Raw genomic sequence first — 17,956 nt, forward strand, 5'->3', positions numbered from 1 at the left:
GGTCTATCGCGATTGCAGTGACAGTGAATGAACTAGCGGGGGTCCGGAACACGAACGGCGTGTTCCGGACTTTCCGTCATGGATTCGGAAAGGACGATTATTTATGGAAGATAACTACAATCTCTTATCGAAGAAGGGAGCTTGGGGAGATCAGGGGGATGGCACCTATGTTAATCCTGTCTTGCCGGGGGATTTTAGCGATCCGGATGTAATTCGAGTCGGAGATAATTATTACGGTATTTCCTCAACTCTGCATTGCTCACCGGGGATGGCGGTATTGCATTCCAAAGATCTTGTTAATTGGCGAATGATCGGGCATGTTGTAAATGATTTGACTAGCATCGGCCCTGAATATAACTACAATCGGATGAACCGCTATGGCAGAGGAGTCTGGGCGGGCGCGATCCGATTCCACAAAGATAAATATTGGGTCTATTTTTTCACGCCCGATGAAGGATTGTTTATGAGCACGGCTGCCGATCCGGCGGGACCTTGGGAGCCGCTTCATCAAGTTTGGGCGGTTAGCGGCTGGGATGACTGCTGTCCGTTTTGGGACGATGACGGACAAGGCTACTTCGTTGCCACTAATTTTGCCGATAACTATAATATCCATGTATTTAAACTAAGCGAAGACGGCAAAGAACTATTGCATGACAGCGATAAGATTATTCATCAGTACAAAGGGAGCGAAGCCAATAAGCTCTATAAAATAAATGGGTATTACTATTTTTTTCACAGTGAGGTCCGTCGCGAGGAAGGCGTTGAAGTCAGAGTCGTCATGATGTTAAGGTCCGAACATATATACGGGCCCTATGAAGAGAAGGAAATTATCCATACTCACGGCATGGAGGTAGACCGGGAGCCGAATCAAGGTGGACTTGTCGATACCGTTTCCGGGGAGTGGTATTTCATTTCGCATCAAGGAACCGGCGGGTATTTCGAAGGGAGGACGCTTCACTTGCTGCCCGTAACGTGGGTGGACGGATGGCCGATCATCGGCAACGATACGGACGGCGACGGAATCGGAGAGATGGTATGGGGAGGCAGTAAGCCCATAAACGGACATCCCGTGACGGTTCTTTCTATGAATGACGATTTTGACCGGACGGTGCTTGAACCGTTATGGGAATGGAACCATCAGCCGAGAGCCGACAAATGGTCGTTAACGGCCCGGCCCGGTTATTTGCGTCTATGGGCATGCCAACCCATCGAGAAGGACGATTTTTTTACCGTATGCAACATCCTTTCGCAAAGAGCGTTTAGAACGGTTCACAATGAGGCAACCGTTAAAATAGACATCAGCGGCATGGCAGACGGGCAACAAGCGGGGCTTTGCCATTTTGCACAAACCTATTGCACGATTGGCGTCCACCAACAGAATGGGAAAAGGGTTCTGAAGTTTAATCATTCGGGAACGTTGGAGTGGGGCCTGGAATTATCAGGAAGCACCCTTTGGTTAAGGTCTGTTTGGAACATAGACGGAATCAACAGGTTCGAATACAGCGTCGATGGGGACCATTTCACAAGCTTTGGCGACGCTTATCAGCTAGGGTGGGGGAATTATAGGGGAGACCGGATCGGGTTATACAGCTATAACTGCGAGAGTGAACAGGGTTATATCGATGTGGACCAATTTATTCATGAGGTTGCAGGAAGGTAAGTACACATGACGTTTGAACAGACTTAATAGTGGGAGTGGAGAAGGAATGAAATCGCCATTGTTTAGGGATCCCATCTATGATGGAGCGGCAGATCCTGTCATCATTTGGAATCGTCTGACCAAGGAATGGTGGATGATTTATACGAACCGCCGTGCGACCGCACAGGGAACAAGTGTGGCGTGGGTTCACGGAACCGACCTCGGCGTGGCGGTTTCCCGCGACGGCGGCAAGGAGTGGGTTTATCGTGGTGTACTTCAGGGGCTGGATTTTGAATGGGGAAGAAATACGTTCTGGGCGCCGGAAATCATCTGGCACGACGGATTGTATCACATGTACGTCAGTTATATTCAGGGAGTACCTGATCATTGGGGGCATCCGAGGGACATGCTGCATTATACCAGCCCGAATTTGCTGGAATGGCACTTAGTTTCCAAGCTCGGCTTGAGCTCGGGAAATGTCATAGATGCTTGCGTCTACCCGTTGCCGGACGGCCGCTTCCGGATGTGGTACAAGGATGAGGGCCACCACTCTCATATGTATGCAGCAGACAGCAGCGATCTCTACCACTGGGAGGTTACGGGTCCGGTCATTACCGAGCGTTCCCAGGAAGGACCGAACGTGTTTCGCTTGGGCGGCTACTATTGGATGATCGTGGATGAGTGGCACGGGCTGGGTGCGTACCGCTCGAATGATCTTGAGACGTGGGAACGAAACGGCCTCATTCTCGACCAACCTGGCAAGCGTGAGGATGACGGGACGATCGGCCTGCACGCAGATGTGATCGTACAAGGAGAGGAGGGGTATATCTTTTATTTCACTCATCCGGGCCGTGTTCATGGGCATAATGAAGATTCGGGCTATGAAACGCGTCGCTCGTCCATTCAGGTTGCCAAGCTGGAAGTTGTGGACGGTGTGCTGATCTGTGACCGTGACAAGGAGTTCGAATTAAATCTAAGAGCGGAAGAATGATAGGGCCGCTTTCAATAAAGAAAGTCTTAATAATAGAAGAAAAGGAAATCAACATGAAAATACAATTTCAGTCCCCCGCCGTTTATTGGACGGAAGCCCTTCCCGTTGGAAACGGAAGACTTGGCGCGATGATATTTGGCGGAGTTGAGAAAGAACGCATTGCATTGAATGAGGACACGCTTTGGTCCGGTCACCCTAAAGATTGGAATAATCCGGGGGCCAAAGAAGTGTTGCCGAAGGTGAGAGAGCTTATTTCCCAAGCGAAATATGAGGAAGCGGATCGTCTCTGCAAGGAAATGATGGGTCCCTATACGCAATCCTATTTGCCTTTCGGAGACTTGCGTTTCGTGATGCATCATGGCGATGTGAACCACCAATACATCCGGAAGCTTGATCTGTCAACCGGCATCGTGACAGTTACCTATAACGTTGGCGGCGTTCAGTATACCCGAGAAACATTTGCTTCTTATCCCGATCAATCCATTGTTGTACGTCTGACGTCGAGCAAGGAAGGGATGCTCGATTTTCGGGCCTGGCTGGACAGTCCCATTCATTATGCATCGTCCTTTGATGCCGATCAAAAACAATATATGATATCCGGTACAGCTCCTGAGCAAGTATGGCCCAGCTACTACAACTCGGAAAATCCCATTGTTTACGGCGCGCCTGAGTCATCAAAAGCCTTGAAGTTCCACGGCGGATTGGCTGTGGTGCATGAAGGCGGGACGATGAAGGTTAATGCAGACGGCTTGCACGTTGTTGGAGCGACCAGCGCGACCTTGTTTTTCAGCGCAGCCACCTCCTTTGACGCAAGCATGGGCGCAAGCCATTCCGAACACGATCTGCGGAAAATCACAACGGATGCGATCCAGGCTGTTAGCGGTATGACGTATGAGGAGATTCGAAACCGGCATCTTGACGATCATCGCAAGCTGTTTGACAGAGTTGGCTTGTCTTTGGGAGAGTCCAAAGCTCCCTCCGATATGCCGACCGATCGGCGAATTGCTGAATATGGCAGCAGCGATCCGGGGCTGGTGGAGCTCTTGTTCCATTATGGCCGGTACCTGATGATTGCAAGCTCCCGCCCGGGAACCCAGCCTGCCAATCTGCAAGGCATCTGGAATGAGGAAATGAGAGCGCCATGGAGCAGCAACCACACGCTTAATATCAATGCCGAGATGAACTACTGGCCGGCAGAGTCTTGCAATATGGCGGAATTGCATGAGCCGTTGTTTGAATTTATCCGCAGATTGGCATGTAATGGAAAGGAGACTGCTGAAACGAATTATGGCGCTAGAGGATGGGTGGCGCACCATAATTCGGATTTGTGGGCCCAGACGGCGCCGGTTGGCGATTATGGTGATGGAGACCCGGTATGGGCGTACTGGCCGATGGGCGGCGTATGGCTGACCCAGCATTTATGGGAGCATTATGCCTTCGGCGGGGACAAAGCCTTTTTGCGGGATACGGCGTACCCCGTTATGAAGGAAGCTGCATTATTCTGCTTGGATTGGCTTATAGAGGACAAAGACGGATATCTCATTACTTCGCCGTCCACCTCTCCCGAACTGAAATTCCGTGTTGGCGATAAGTGCCATTCCGTAAGTGCGTCGGCGACCATGGATCTGTCTCTGATCGGCGAATGTTTTGACAACTGCATCAAGTCTGCGGAGCTGCTTGCGATCGATGAGGATTTTGCAAGGACACTGGCAGAGAAGAAGCAAAAGCTGCTGCCGCTTCAAATCGGCAAGCACGGTCGATTGCAGGAATGGTTCCAAGATTTCGAGGAGGAAGATGTCCATCATCGTCACGTCTCCCATCTTGTCGGGGTTTATCCGGGGCGTCTGATTACGGAGCAGTCAGCTCCCGACCTGTTCCAAGCTGCGAAGACATCGCTTGAAATAAGGGGAGACGGGGGAACGGGCTGGAGTCTGGGCTGGAAAATCGGCCTATGGGCAAGATTCAAGGACGGCAACCGCGCTGAGCGGTTAATCTCGAATTTGTTGACGCTCATTAAGGGGAACGAACCGATTAATGAAAGAGGCGGCGTATACGCCAATCTGTTCGACGCCCATCCTCCTTTCCAAATCGATGGAAACTTCGCGGTCACAGCGGGAATCGCAGAAATGCTGCTGCAATCCCATCAAGGATACCTGGAACTCCTGCCGGCGTTGCCTGATGCCTGGAAAGACGGGTATGTGAAAGGCTTGCGGGGCCGGGGAGGTTATGAAGTCGACTTAGAGTGGAGAAACGGTGTATTCTCAAAAGCAGAAATCGCTGTTGCAAAAACGCAGACTTGCATAGTGCTTGCCAAGCAGAAGGTGAGTATTACGCAAGATGGCGAAGAAGTTACTTATTCTCATATGGGGGACGGAAGTATCGGGTTCCATGTTGAAAGCGGAAAGCGATATGTCGTATCTCGATTTGCATAAAATGTCGTTGAACGTTGAAGTACACGAGATGTCTGGCTATGCGCGAATGATGAAAACACATATGCTTCGCCAATGCGCGTGCTGCCGAAACAGAAGGAGTTCAGTGCAGATGGCTGCAGTTTTTATACGATTTTCCCAAACATTCGATTACTATTTTCAGAGTGAAATAAGAAGGTCATTCTCAAGCCATTCCAGTAGAGGCCCGGAATCGGAATTTTTCTATATACAGCAATTCAGCAGAATATGAGACAAAGAGAGTGTGGAATAACGTGAAAATCGTAAATGTTAAGGAGCCGCAAATCGATATGGCGGTCGGCGAACCATTAAATTTGCCGCAGCTCGTTGAGGTCGAGCTGGAAGGAGGAATCGTCGAACGTTTTCCAATCAGCTGGGAGCCTATCGATCCTTCGTTCCTTGAGAAGCCAGGAGTTGCCATTGCTGAAGGGACAGTGAAGGGGGACGTTTATCCGAACCCGCTCATTCCAAATCGTGCCGACCCCTACGTACTGAAGCATTCGGACGGCTTTTATTATTTTACCGGTTCCGTACCGGAGTATGACAGATTGGTGCTGCGTCGTTCCCAAACCCTCACCGGTCTGTCGACCGCTGAGGAGACAGTCATCTGGACTAAGCACGAAGTAGGGGAGATGGGCAACCATATTTGGGCGCCAGAGATTCATAGGCTCGATGGAAAATGGTACATCTACTTCGCTGCCGGAACTGCTGAGAACAAATGGGACATCCGTCCGTATGTGCTCGAGTGTGCAGATGAGAATCCCATTACAGGGACTTGGGTGGAGAAAGGGAAAATCGAGTTCCCGGTAGATAGTTTTTCTCTGGATGCGACAATATTCGAGCATAAGGGGCGAAGATACTTGGTATGGGCCCAGGCCATTGAGGATTCCTGTCTCTATATCGCCCCTATGGATAAACCGTGGTCGATTTCAGGCCAACCGGTGAAGCTTTCGTCACCGATGTATGACTGGGAGGTCCAAAGGGGTCGCGTGAATGAAGGTCCAGCCATACTGAAAAGGAACGGACGCCTACTTTTGGCCTATTCCGCCAGCGCTACGGACGACCGTTATTGTATGGGGTTGTTGACGGCGGCCGATACGAGCGATTTGTTGGATCCCGCTTCATGGACCAAATCAAAAGAGCCGGTATTCGTCAGTAACGAGGCCGCCTCCGAGTACGGTCCAGGACATAACAGCTTCACGGTATCGGAGGATGGCTCCGCTGATCTTATCGTTTATCATGCGCGTCCCTATAAAGAAATCGATAGCGACCCCCTGTATGATCCCAATCGACATACGCGCGTGCAACGATTGTTGTGGAAGCCGGACGGCACGCCGTACTTTGGTAAGCCGGGATGGAGGCCGGATCCGTCCGGTCTTCGGGTAAGTGCCAAAGTGATCATACGGTAGAACTCGAAACAGCTTACGGACGAATCAAAAAATAAGCTTTATAAGTATTGATAAAAGCAGGTCCGAATTGATTTCGGGCTTGTTTTCCGGCGATGCCTATAGAAGGTAATGAGAAAGGGAGCTGCAGATGAAACAAGCAGAGGAATGGATTTACGTCTCAACTGAGGGAAATGATCGAGGGGAAGGCACGAAAGAGCGGCCTTTCGCAACTTTACAGCGAGCACAGATGGCGGCCCGGCCCGCCATTAAAGCGGGAAAGCAGGTTCGTGTTCGAGTATTTGGCGGCACGCATTACCTGCCGGATACGCTGCGTTTTTTACCGGAGGACTCCGGAGCGGAAGATGCTCCGGTTATTTATGAGGCGGTCCCCGGCGAGGAGGTCGTTATCAGCGGAGGCATGCAACTGGAGCTTCAATGGAGAACGTATGACGGAGGGATACTGCACGCGGAGGTTCCGCACGGGCTGCAGTTGGATCAACTTTTTGTAAACGGTCGGCAAATGCATATGGCGAGATATCCGAATTACTGTGAAGAAATCCGGATCATGAATGGTTATGCAGCAGATTGCATTCATGCGGAACGCGTGCGGCGCTGGGCCAGCCCGGCCGGCGGATACGTCCATGCCATGCATAAACATTTATGGGGGGACTACCATTACCTCATCAAGGGAAAAGATGAAAACAACCAACTGATATTGGAAGGCGGTTGGCAAAATAATCGGCAAATGGGCATGCACGACAACTATCGTTATGTGGAAAACATTTTCGAGGAACTGGATGCTCCGGGTGAATGGTTTCACAACGAAAAGAACGGGACTCTTTATGTATATCCTTATCCGGGAACGAATTTGCATGAGGCATTAATCGAAGGAGTTCGGCTCGCACATTTGGTTGAATTCGTCGGCAGCGAGGATGCTCCAGTTCGGCATATACAGCTAAGAGGGTTTACGTTTAAGCATGCGGCGAGAACCTTTATGGAAAACAAAGAGCCTCTTCTTCGCAGCGATTGGACCACGTACCGAGGTGGAGCAGCGTTGCTGCGCGGTACGGAGGATTGTACGATCGCGGATTGCACCTTTGAACAGTTGGGAGGGAATGCCGTCTTTGTAGACAGTTATAATCGAAACCCCATCATCAAGGGGTGTCGGATTTCGAATGTAGGCGCGAGCGGAATCGCTTTCGTCGGTGATCCGGAGGCTGTTCGCAGTCCGTTGTTTGAATTTAATGAACGTCAGAAGCTTCAGGACATCGATCAAACGCCAGGGCCGAAAACGAACCATTATCCTGCGGGCGCTTTGGTCGAGGATTGTTTGATCTATCGAGTTGGGCGTGTGGAAAAACAGTCCGCTCCCGTACAAATATCCATGGCGATGGACATTACGGTACGTCATTGCAGCATTTACGAGGTGCCCAGAGCGGGGATTAATATTTCTGAAGGGACCTTCGGCGGTCATGTGATTGAACACTGCGATGTATTTGATACCGTTTTGGAGACAGGCGATCATGGTTCGTTCAACTCGTGGGGACGGGATCGATATTGGCTTCTGGAAGATGTGGATATGGATCAAATCAATTCGGACAGCGAATCGGAGATCAGTACTTTGCCCATTTTGGATATGGTGAGACCGATTACCCTCCGGAATAACAGATGGCGCTGCGATTATGGGTGGGATATCGATCTTGACGATGGCTCGACCTGGTACCATATATACGACAATTTGTGTTTGGCCGGCGGGATTAAGCTGCGGGAGGGATTTTACCGGATATGTGAAAATAACATCATGGTGAATAATTCCTTCCACCCTCATGTCTGGTTTCGGGGAAGCCGGGATATTTTTCGCCATAATATTGTTCTTGCCGAATATGCTCCAATTCGGGTACCGAAACCTTGGGGACAACTATGCGATTGGAATCTGCTTCACGAGGCCGACGGATTGGAGCCGAAACCGGCTTCGCAGTTACAAGAACAGAGCGGTACGGATGTGCATTCGCTGATCTCCGATGCATTGTTTGTCGATCCTACCACTGGAAATTATAAGGTGCGTGACGGTTCGCCGGCTCTTGGCGTAGGCTTCCGCAATTTCCCCATGGATCAATTCGGGGTGCAAAAGCCGGAGTTGAAAAGGATCGCGCGAACGCCAAGGCTTCCTGAGCTTGGAACCATGGCAAGCGAATCTGGCCGTCTGCCGCAGCATACCCGGTGGGGGCAGTGCAAAGTAAAGAACATCGTTGGAATGGGGGAAGTGTCCGCTGCCGGATTGCCGGCGGAAACAGGGGTACTCATTGAAACAATGCCATGGGGCAGTTGGCAAATGGAGCAAGGCTTCCAAGTTGCGGACGTGATTTTGGAGCTGAACGGGAAAAAGGTGGATACGGTCGACGATTTATTGGGGTTGTATAATACGATCACTTCAGGGAATAGCTTTCGTGTTAAGGTATTTCGTGGCCAGAGAGAAGTAGAAATGACAGGCGTGAAACTACTCTAAAAGGAAATTATGACGAAGGGGCCGTATACGCATAATGAACTTGGCACTGGAAACTGTTTTTTGGAATATCCCATTTCCCCACATAAACACTTGATATTGAATAACGAACTTTATTTTCTTTCATCATTTGAAAAGGGAAAATAAAGATCTTTCATGGAAAATAAATTTCTTTCAAGGTGTTTGCAATTGTAATCAACAAGACACCACACCCAGGCTGCGAAATTGCACCCTGGGTGTGGTGTCTTGTTTTATTCAATGAAAGAGGGAGGTTAGCGATATCATTCAAACGGGGGATTTATTAATTGATTTTCAGTAGTGGGTATCTTCTCTAAAGAAGTGAAATTATTAGGAAAATCTATAATGAAACCAAGCATTTTGCTTAGCAAGTGCTACCATCGCACCGGGACCGGATAAGATGAGTGTGGACACAACAGAAGTAATCATTAAGAGTCCGAGCTGAGTTCCCGTTATTTTTTCGGAAACCTGCATTCATTTCACTTCATTCCAACATATTTTCCCATTCGCACTTCACTTTCATACCGAGGGTCGCGAACACTTAGACCAGCCTTAAACAACTGGTAAGGGAGACCTGTCCGACATGTACCATCCAACACCAAAGCATCTTTCGACTCGTTTAGGATTATTTTGCTTGAATAAAAGCGGATTCCACCAGGTGGAACCTACGTTTAGCAATCTGGATGAACTCTGACACAGCAACAGTTTCATAGGCATCTTTGCGGCGAATGAAAAGCGTCGGTGTTTTGCAGAGCTCTTCCGAGATTTTTTGAGATCGCAAGTTATATTGAACCAAAGCTCTCTCAACCACTGAGCGGGGTAAAAGGGAGACCCCGAGGCCGGCGTGAATACATCCAAGGATTCCCTCCAATGTTCCGAATTCCATGATTTTAGCAGGAATAATTCCTTTGAAATGTAACCAATCCTCGAGTTTTCGACGGTAAGAACAACCAACACGAAATACCAGTAAAGTTAGATTTCGCAATTGTTCCGGCCGATCAATTGAGGGGAATTGTCCTCCTGAGATGAGTGCAAGTTCCTCAACCCCAACCTCAATAATATCGAGCTCTGAGTGTTCAACAGGCGCAGCTACAAAAGCTCCATCCAATTCGTACTTTAACACTGAATGGATGAGTTCTTCCGTCGTTCCGGTTTTTAATGTTAAATCGACCTCTGGATAAGACTTATGGTAATCGGTGAGAATAAATGGCAGCCGAATAGCTGTTGTCGTTTCAAGCGATCCGATCCGAAGTGTCCCTCTTGGGATCGAGTTGTCTGCCACGACACGTTCCGCCTCTTGCGTAAGAAAGACAATTTTCTCAGCATAGGACTTTAGTGCCTCACCGGATGTTGTGAGTCGAACCCCTTGCCGCCCACGACGGAAAAGTTCTGTTTTCAGTTCACTTTCGAGCTGCTGGATACGGATACTTATACTCGACTGAACGTATTCCAATTTCTCGGCTGCCCTGGTAATGCTACCCTCGTTTGCAACTGCCAAAAAAATCTGCAAGTCTCGGATGTCCACCGTCATTCCTCCGTCCATGATATTGAAGATTTTAATGTATATTATCGATTGAATTCATTATACACGATATATATTTGGGGGTACAATGAATCTATAAAGGGGTTTTGTCTCATGGAGGATGCATGAACTAAACATACGAAAATTTGATTCCACCAAAACAAAGATAAGGTGGATTTGTTATGTTCATCATTGTAATGGGGACGAATAACTTGGCCACATAAAGAGCTAGGAAACAGTAGGTCTGTTACCTAGCTCTTTATGTGGTAAGCCCAGCATGGGAGTTATCTTCAAGGTGAAAGTCCCAACGGGGGCTGTACGATTGACTATCGTAGCCAAGAACAATCCGGAGTAGTGCATGCAAGAACTTGATGAGCAATTTCAGTAATACTTAGTCCACATAAGAATGAAAACCTCTTAGAAGGGCGTCAGGCTTCCTCGGTTGCCGATTTATGACGGTGATAATGCTGGTTGACCTTCACGCGGTTGCCGCATCTTTCCATGCTGCACCAGCGTCGTTGTTGATTTCGGCTCGTATCGTAGAAAAACAGAATACATTTATGATTTTCGCATTTCTTCAGGTTATCCGGTTTGAACGTCGTCAAGAACAACGCCGCCTCCTCCAAAAACAAGGCGGGCAGCTGCGATATATCGTAGAAACGTTTAGTGGTTATACCATTTTCTTTCTCTTTGATCTGGTAATAGCTGCGATACCGAGACAACTCGTCATTCAGATCAGCGATGAATAAAACGGGGACGGCTCGTTCCTCAACGATCGTTATGAAGGCTTGCTCCAACTTGCCGCGGAAGGCAAGGGTCTTTTGAAATAGATTCATTCGTTCAGCTGCCGGGAGTTGTTCAAGATCCCCCGTAATAACGTCCCGCTTACCGGAACGATCCAGCCATTTCATGAGATCCTCCCAAGAATGCAGTAATTCTGTGCGTTGCCCCTTGACATTTTTGCGCGAATTCACGAAATCTGTGGCAAAATGATTGCCGATAAATACAAAATTCGTTTGCTCCATGACTTTTAGTTCCTTTTAAATGATTTGGATTCAAATAAATTATAACCGTCTAAGGCTATGTTTACAAATTATAATATTGAGGATAATATAATACCTGTAACGTTATTTTGATGGTTAGGAGATGAATGGAGATGCTAGTATTAGGACATGTCGGTTTGAATGTTACAGAATTGGACCGTTCGATTCAGTTTTATAAGGAGGTGCTTGGCTTTACGCTTCGTATGAAATCGGAGGAACCCGGCAGGAAATTCGCTTTTCTGGGCGATGATCAGGTGAATCGGGTAACTTTATGGGAACAAAGTGAAGGCTCGTTCTCCAAGCAGACTCCCGGTCTGCATCATTTGGCATTTGAAGTAGAATCGGTTGAAATCATTCAGGCTTACGAAGCAAGGCTGAAGGAGCACGGCGTCAAGTTCATCTACAATGGCATAACCGCTCATGCCGAAGGCGGGGATTCAGGAGGCATTTTCTTCGAGGATCCTGACGGCATCCGGCTAGAAATTTGCGTGCGCCAAGGAATAGGCGGGCACACGAACAACGTGGCTCACGGCAGAGCTTGCGGTTTCTTCTGATGACGTACCATCCCGGGGAAATTCAGGTTCAAGAACGTGCGGGTTTGAGGCATATCGCCGAACGGAGCAGAGGGATTCGTTCCGACATTCCGGATGTGGCGAAGATCTTTCTCGAGCAGCAGCCTTTTCTAATTATCGGCGCACCGAAGGACGACGGAACTGTGTGGGCTTCGGCTCTATTTGGTGCCCCCGGCTTCGTTAAGGTCGTGGATCCTCGAAGCATCGCTTTAGATGGCTATACCGAGGTAACAGATCCGATTACCTGCGGCCTTCGCTTAGGCTATCCCGTCGCGACTATCGCCATGGACTTCGCCGGAAGACGCCGAATGCGTGCTAACGGCATCATTACCGCTGTAGACCGGGGGCGTTTGGAAATCGCAACGGAACAGGTTTACGCTAATTGTCCAAAATACATTCAAGCACGCATGTGGTCACCAAAAGAAGAGGGTACTATACTTGCACAGTCAAACATCAGTTTCATTTCGCTTCCTAATGAAGCCATGGCAATTGTGAGAAATGCGGACACGTGCTTTATCGCTAGCCACCATCCAGAATACGGTGCGGATGTATCGCACCGTGGTGGCATGCCGGGATTCATAAAAACAGAAAATGATAAAACGTTGGTATTTCCCGATTATACAGGGAATGCCATGTTCAATACGTTGGGCAACTTAAATGGCTATCCACAGGCAGGGCTGTTGTTCATGGATTTCGATTCTGGTAGCCTCTTGCAGTTGACGGGTACGGCCGAGGTCGAATGGGACGTGTCAAAGAGCAGATTTTCGCTCCCTGGCGCTGAGCGTCTCATACGGTTTCGGTTGGAACGTGGACATTTGACAAGGAACGCGATGCCATTGAACTGGAGTTCGGCACAGTTTTCACCCGCCAACCCAAGAACCCAGGAGGAATGAACGATAAGGAAAGACGACAAGCTTCTCTCCCTTTCTCGACGAAGGAGAAGCTTTTTGTTTTAGTCTTACATTTACTTTAAATACATTTGTATGAATTTTAGGCTATCCCCGCATTATAAAGGGGGAGGAATCCCGTCCGTGATCATTCAGGCTATCATTCTTGAAATCCCCAGAAAGGCTCCAGTTTCTTTTTTTATTGAAATAAATGCAAGGAATGGCCGGATTAACTGCTTCAATCAGCGAAAAGAGAAGTAGAACGATCAGCTGCAGTTTCATAAGCATCTTTGCGGCGAATGAAAAGCGCCAATGTATTGCAGAGCTATTCCGAGATTATTGAGATCGCAAGTTATATTGAAGCAAGTCTCTCTCAACTACCGAACGGGGTAAAAGCCAGCACGAAATACCAGTATTGTTAGATTTCGCAATTGTTCACGCCGATCAATTGAGGGCAATTGTCCTCCTGTGATGAGTGCAAGTTCCTCAACCCCACCTCGTTTGCAACAACCAGATAAATCTGCAAGTCTCGGATGTCCACCGTCATTCCTTTATTTGGGCATTGAATATTTTAATGTTTACTATCGATTATATTCATTTTACGTGATATATACAGGGAGATACAATGAATTTAGAAAGGGGCACATCTCAATGAAAACGGTTACCAAAGCGAGGTCAAGCTACCGCGACTTGTTGGACATTTCATACTTACATTAAACGGAGAGGGATACTGCCCATGTATAATCTGCTTATTGTCGACGACGAGAAAGAAATTCGCGAAGGGTTATCGGCGATTCCATGGCCTACGATGAGAGTTAATCTAATGGGGAGCGCCAAGCATGGTCTTGATGCACTGAAGTTTATTTCCGAGCATCCGATCGATATTGTACTGACAGATATTCGGATGCCCTTTATGGATGGGATCGAATTGCTGAATACGTTAGCGCGGCAGCACCCTTACATTCGCGTTGTCATTTTATCGGGCCACAGCGACTTTGGTTATGCGCAGCAAGCGGTCGCAAACGGCGCATTTGATTATTTGCTGAAACCCACACAATTTGATGTTCTGCTAAAAACCTTCGAGAGATTGGTTCGGAAACTAGATGAGGAGAAACAGGAGGAACTGAGGAAATCCGCTCTTCTCCGCAAAGAAAAACTGTTGTCCAAGCGACTGCGGGAAGAATTTTTATCCGAATTATTCAAATGCGGAATGTCGGTAGAAGATATCGAACTCGGCTGCTCGGAGAGTGAAATTATTCTGGATGGTCCCGACTACACAGTGGCGGCGGTTCGGCTGGATCGAATCTCTTTAAACAAGCAAGTTTTACCGGATCGCGAATTAAAGCTGATTACGTTCTCCCTGGATAATATTTTATGTGATATGTGGGATGCTAATGGAAAGGCATATCATCTTGTCAACAAAGAAAATGCGGAAGTGTGTTTGCTTAGTATGAAAGCATCACCCAAGTCGGATTTCATCCAACTTAAGCAGCAGCTTTCCAGCTTCAGAGGGCTATTCAAATCAACCCTCTCGATCGGCATTGGAAAATCGGCGCGGCATGCAACGGATATTTGGAGATCTGCCCGATCAGCCAAGCAGCTGTTGGATAACACGGAGGAGGAAGATAGCGCTCGTGTATATACCGAGGCTCTACAGCATGAGGCACCTGGCCATGCGACCAGTGAACCGCTTACTTCCGCAATCCATATCAAAGACAACAAAAAAGACCGTACGATTGTACACGAGGCCAAGCAATTCATCAAACAAAACTTCCATCAAAGCATTACTTTGAAGCAAATTGCCAATGAGGTGCACGTGACGCCGGGCCATTTAAGCGCGCTTTTCAGAGAATCTGGGGAAACTTATATTCAATATTTGACAACTATGCGCGTGAATAAAGCGATCGAGCTGCTAGGAGATATCCGGTATAAAATATACGAGATTGCCGAGTCGGTTGGGTATTCGGATCATACTTATTTTTCAGAGATTTTTAAGAAATATATGGGAAAGACGCCGACGGAGTATAGAGAGGCGTCAGACAGGACGGAAGGAAGAATCCAGCCATGAATCCAGCCACGTATTTCAGCAAGCTTGGCCCGACTCGCAAGCAAATCGTTATGGTATCTGTGCTGCTAACAGTATTGGCCCAAATTGTATCCATTTTTATTGGCTTATCCTATTTAAATAATATGAATGAAATTGTCCGGGAAAAAAGGGAATCCAATGTATCGAATCAATTTTACAAGAATACGTTAACAAAGTTCGGAGAACTCAACAATTTGATGCAGGTTTTGCAGACGCCCGACTATATCGATTTCTTTAAAGGCTTCATGAATATCCGGGATGATCGCACGGTCGCTTCGAGGAAAGCCGAATTATTACAAAGAATGAACGGACTCCAATTACCATCCGGGATGGTGAAGCGGATTTATTTTATCGGCAGCGATGTGAATCAAGCGGCGTTGATTAAGGACACAGATAATGAAATATTTACCGAGCTTCCTTATCTGCGGATGGAAATGCTCGAAAATCTCCACATAGACCAAATTTTTTTGAGAGACAATAATCAATTGGCCAACTATTCAAGACATGATTTTGAGCATCTTGATAGGAACACCGAGGCCGATATGAATAAAGAAAGTAAAGCCGAGTTGAATGCATTCATCGATAACATCGTTAACAAACCGATCATTACGAACGGAAATATCAATGGCGTGCTGATTATTATGGAGCTGAATCAGGATATGTTCCGAAGCGGCTTGCCAGACGCATATTCCGGTTATTTTCATTTCTCTATAGTTAATGCCAAAGATGAATCGATCTGGTCATCTGATGGGGTGAAACAGCCACCGACGTACAATGCCTTCCAACCATACTGCAGCCATTGCATCCAAACGGAGAAAGCATTGAAGCCATACCCCTACCGGATCATCTACATCCAATCCTCTGACTCCGTCCCTTTCTCCACAAAGTCGGTTCTATTCCTTTTTATTTTGTTATCTTGTCTGACTGCTTTCGCTACCTGCTTGATCAGTTATTATTATGCCAAAAAAATCGTATATCCTTTCCTGATGCTGGCCAAGAAATTGAAAGATCAGTCAAAGTCAAATGAACTGGTATTCAAATATATTTCAAATGAATGGCTCCGAAAGGGCTTGGATTCGTTATCGCTTCGCAACAAGTTGATTGTGTTTTTTACGATTTCCGTTATAATTCCGACCATTTCGAACGGTTATCTATATTCGAGAGTCTTCAATCAAGCCATTCAAAGCCAAATGAAAGTGGCAGTGAATGAAGTTGGGGACTTTATGAACGTTTCTATCTTAAATCGCATGAATTCCATGAATCTATTAATGAGCCAGATATCGGTAAGCCAGCAGCTGCAGCAATATCTAGCCAAACGGGAGGTTTTGGATTCCCTCCGACTTTCTGAAGTACAGGGTACGAATTCACCTGTAACCCTATCCATGTTCCCCAGCTGGAATGAAGTCCAGTATTTTGTCTTATTCGACTCGAGTGGACAAGGGATCTATTCTTCTATTTTTCCCAACAACCTTGATCTGTTCAAGATCGATACCGAAGATGTGAAGCATTCAGACGGGCCTAACTGGATTTCCGGGTATAAGGATGTTTACAATCATACGACTCCGGCTCTTATCCAGCGCATACAACATTGGCGGAATGGCAGTTTGACCTCATACTATTTGATGCTTGTTCCCAGAGTTTCACTTTTTTCGGAAATAAGCCCGATTGAATCGATTGTTCAAATTTCAGATTTAAATGGCCGGCAAATTTATGCGTTCAATCCTTATTCTACGGAGCATTTGAATCGTTCCGCACTTTGGTCAGGTCAAATACCCAACACGAAATGGCAACTGAATATCGAATTCTCCATAGAGGATATTGTGCTAAAAACCAGACAATACTATTACAGTTTTGCATTTATTATCGTTCTCATCCTGGCAGTGTCCATTGTCATTTCTTATATCATCACTTCCTTTCTGCTCAAGCCGATCGAGCTGTTGAAACGAACCATCCTAATGGCAGGAGAGGGAGATTTCAGCCGGGTGATAAGCTATAACGCGAAAAACGAGATTGGGGAGATTATACGAAACTATAACGAAATGATTTATAGACTCAACGAGATGATTCGTGAAAACATGAGGATCACGGAGGAAAATGCGAACAATAAACTAAGGGAAAATGAACTGATATCCTTAAAAACTCAGGCTGAATTGAAGATGCTTCAAGCTCAAATTAATCCTCATTTTCTATACAATACGCTTGAAGCGATCAATATGCGCAGCAAGAAGGACGGTAACAGAGAAATCAGTCAGATCGTCGGTTCATTAGCCGAAATGTTCCGTTATAGTGTAAGCAATGAGGTTGGAAAAGTGCCTCTTGCTATGGAGCTGGCACATGTTGAGAACTATATTTCCATACAACAAATCCGATATGGCGGGGTGTTCTGGGTTGAATTGGATGTTCCGATGCATTTAAAAAACATTGCCGTAGTGAAATTTATTCTTCAGCCGATCGTAGAAAATTGTTTTAAGCATGGTCTGTCCGGTTTTGAAGAAGGAGGGTTCATACGGATTACAGCGGAGGAAAAGGATGCCCTGCTTTACATTGAAATTAGCGACAACGGTATTGGTATGGATCAGGAAACGGTTGCCAAGGTGAATGATGAGATTCGTAACATGAAGAACAATTTCGGTAGTCACGACAATAAGGGGGGCATCGGTTTAAGCAACGTGTATCATCGTCTTCATTTATGCTATAAGGAGCAAGCGGCTATGAGGATCAGCAGCAGCCCGATGAAGGGGACGAAGGTAACGGTTTCTTTTCCGGCTGAGACGTATGAATAGCATCTAAATACCATAGATTTCGCTATTTTGTCTGATTGAGGGTCATTTTTAAAGGGGGTATAGTTTATATAGAGAGA

General features: G+C 47.1%; 12 protein-coding genes. 9 read left to right on the forward strand and 3 right to left on the reverse strand.

All coding sequences use genetic code 11. The annotated features are described in order from the left end of the window. Positions 1-103: 103 nt before the first annotated feature. The 5 genes from NYR53_RS09740 to NYR53_RS09760 all read left to right on the forward strand — a co-directional run bounded on the left by NYR53_RS09740 (position 104) and on the right by NYR53_RS09760 (position 8,971). Entirely contained in the window at positions 104-1,660 is a 1,557-nt protein-coding gene (locus NYR53_RS09740; RefSeq protein WP_261304981.1) for a glycoside hydrolase family 43 protein, read from the forward strand. A 46-nt stretch (positions 1,661-1,706) separates the two neighbouring features. Continuing rightward, positions 1,707-2,630, forward strand: coding sequence for a family 43 glycosylhydrolase (locus tag NYR53_RS09745; RefSeq protein ID WP_261304982.1), 924 nt, complete (start codon positions 1,707-1,709; stop codon positions 2,628-2,630). 53 nt (positions 2,631-2,683) lie between these two features. Continuing rightward, on the forward strand, positions 2,684-5,062 hold the full coding sequence (locus NYR53_RS09750; RefSeq protein ID WP_261304983.1) for a glycoside hydrolase family 95 protein: 2,379 nt from the start codon (positions 2,684-2,686) through the stop codon (positions 5,060-5,062). 269 nt (positions 5,063-5,331) lie between these two features. Next, the gene (locus tag NYR53_RS09755; protein ID WP_261304984.1) at positions 5,332-6,486 is read left to right on the forward strand and encodes a family 43 glycosylhydrolase; all 1,155 of its coding nucleotides are present in this window, start codon (positions 5,332-5,334) and stop codon (positions 6,484-6,486) included. Between the two features lie 127 nt (positions 6,487-6,613). After that, entirely contained in the window at positions 6,614-8,971 is a 2,358-nt protein-coding gene (locus NYR53_RS09760; protein WP_261304985.1) for a right-handed parallel beta-helix repeat-containing protein, read from the forward strand. Between the two features lie 345 nt (positions 8,972-9,316). On the opposite strand, the gene NYR53_RS09765 is transcribed toward NYR53_RS09760, so the two are convergent. From NYR53_RS09765 to NYR53_RS09775, 3 genes are all read right to left on the reverse strand, one after another. After that, positions 9,317-9,460: a hypothetical protein gene (locus NYR53_RS09765; RefSeq protein ID WP_261304986.1), complete on the reverse strand. Its 144-nt coding sequence runs from the start codon at positions 9,458-9,460 to the stop codon at positions 9,317-9,319. A gap of 151 nt (positions 9,461-9,611) precedes the next feature. After that, a complete protein-coding gene (locus tag NYR53_RS09770) occupies positions 9,612-10,529 on the reverse strand; it encodes a LysR family transcriptional regulator (protein WP_261304987.1) in 918 nt (305 codons plus the stop codon). Positions 10,530-10,936: 407 nt separating this feature from the next. Next, positions 10,937-11,533 (reverse strand): CGNR zinc finger domain-containing protein, encoded by a 597-nt coding sequence (locus NYR53_RS09775; protein ID WP_261304988.1) that lies wholly within the window; start codon positions 11,531-11,533, stop codon positions 10,937-10,939. A gap of 131 nt (positions 11,534-11,664) precedes the next feature. Between NYR53_RS09775 and NYR53_RS09780 the strand changes: the two genes are divergently transcribed. The 4 genes from NYR53_RS09780 to NYR53_RS09795 all read left to right on the forward strand — a co-directional run bounded on the left by NYR53_RS09780 (position 11,665) and on the right by NYR53_RS09795 (position 17,879). Then, a complete protein-coding gene (locus NYR53_RS09780; protein WP_261304989.1) occupies positions 11,665-12,105 on the forward strand; it encodes a VOC family protein in 441 nt (146 codons plus the stop codon). Continuing rightward, a complete protein-coding gene (locus tag NYR53_RS09785; protein WP_261304990.1) occupies positions 12,105-13,016 on the forward strand; it encodes a pyridoxamine 5'-phosphate oxidase family protein in 912 nt (303 codons plus the stop codon). Before NYR53_RS09780 ends, NYR53_RS09785 begins: the two co-directional genes overlap by 1 nt. A 730-nt stretch (positions 13,017-13,746) precedes the next feature. Next, positions 13,747-15,078, forward strand: coding sequence for a response regulator (locus NYR53_RS09790; protein ID WP_261304991.1), 1,332 nt, complete (start codon positions 13,747-13,749; stop codon positions 15,076-15,078). Continuing rightward, a complete protein-coding gene (locus NYR53_RS09795; RefSeq protein WP_261304992.1) occupies positions 15,075-17,879 on the forward strand; it encodes a sensor histidine kinase in 2,805 nt (934 codons plus the stop codon). The genes NYR53_RS09790 and NYR53_RS09795 overlap by 4 nt, the downstream gene beginning before the upstream one ends. Positions 17,880-17,956 lie beyond the last annotated feature (77 nt).

This window comes from Paenibacillus andongensis (genome assembly GCF_025369935.1).
Taxonomy (GTDB): domain Bacteria; phylum Bacillota; class Bacilli; order Paenibacillales; family NBRC-103111; genus Paenibacillus_E; species Paenibacillus_E andongensis.

Excerpts from the sequence above, each read along its gene's own strand:
- NYR53_RS09740 (WP_261304981.1), top strand. The coding sequence starts at position 104 with ATGGAAGATAACTACAATCTCTTATCGAAGAAGGGAGCTTGGGGAGAT.
- NYR53_RS09745 (WP_261304982.1), top strand. The coding sequence starts at position 1,707 with ATGAAATCGCCATTGTTTAGGGATCCCATCTATGATGGAGCGGCAGAT.
- NYR53_RS09750 (WP_261304983.1), top strand. The coding sequence starts at position 2,684 with ATGAAAATACAATTTCAGTCCCCCGCCGTTTATTGGACGGAAGCCCTT.
- NYR53_RS09760 (WP_261304985.1), top strand. The coding sequence starts at position 6,614 with ATGAAACAAGCAGAGGAATGGATTTACGTCTCAACTGAGGGAAATGAT.
- NYR53_RS09765 (WP_261304986.1), bottom strand. The coding sequence starts at position 9,460 with ATGCAGGTTTCCGAAAAAATAACGGGAACTCAGCTCGGACTCTTAATG.
- NYR53_RS09770 (WP_261304987.1), bottom strand. The coding sequence starts at position 10,529 with ATGGACGGAGGAATGACGGTGGACATCCGAGACTTGCAGATTTTTTTG.
- NYR53_RS09775 (WP_261304988.1), bottom strand. The coding sequence starts at position 11,533 with ATGGAGCAAACGAATTTTGTATTTATCGGCAATCATTTTGCCACAGAT.
- NYR53_RS09780 (WP_261304989.1), top strand. The coding sequence starts at position 11,665 with ATGCTAGTATTAGGACATGTCGGTTTGAATGTTACAGAATTGGACCGT.
- NYR53_RS09785 (WP_261304990.1), top strand. The coding sequence starts at position 12,105 with ATGACGTACCATCCCGGGGAAATTCAGGTTCAAGAACGTGCGGGTTTG.
- NYR53_RS09790 (WP_261304991.1), top strand. The coding sequence starts at position 13,747 with ATGTATAATCTGCTTATTGTCGACGACGAGAAAGAAATTCGCGAAGGG.
- NYR53_RS09795 (WP_261304992.1), top strand. The coding sequence starts at position 15,075 with ATGAATCCAGCCACGTATTTCAGCAAGCTTGGCCCGACTCGCAAGCAA.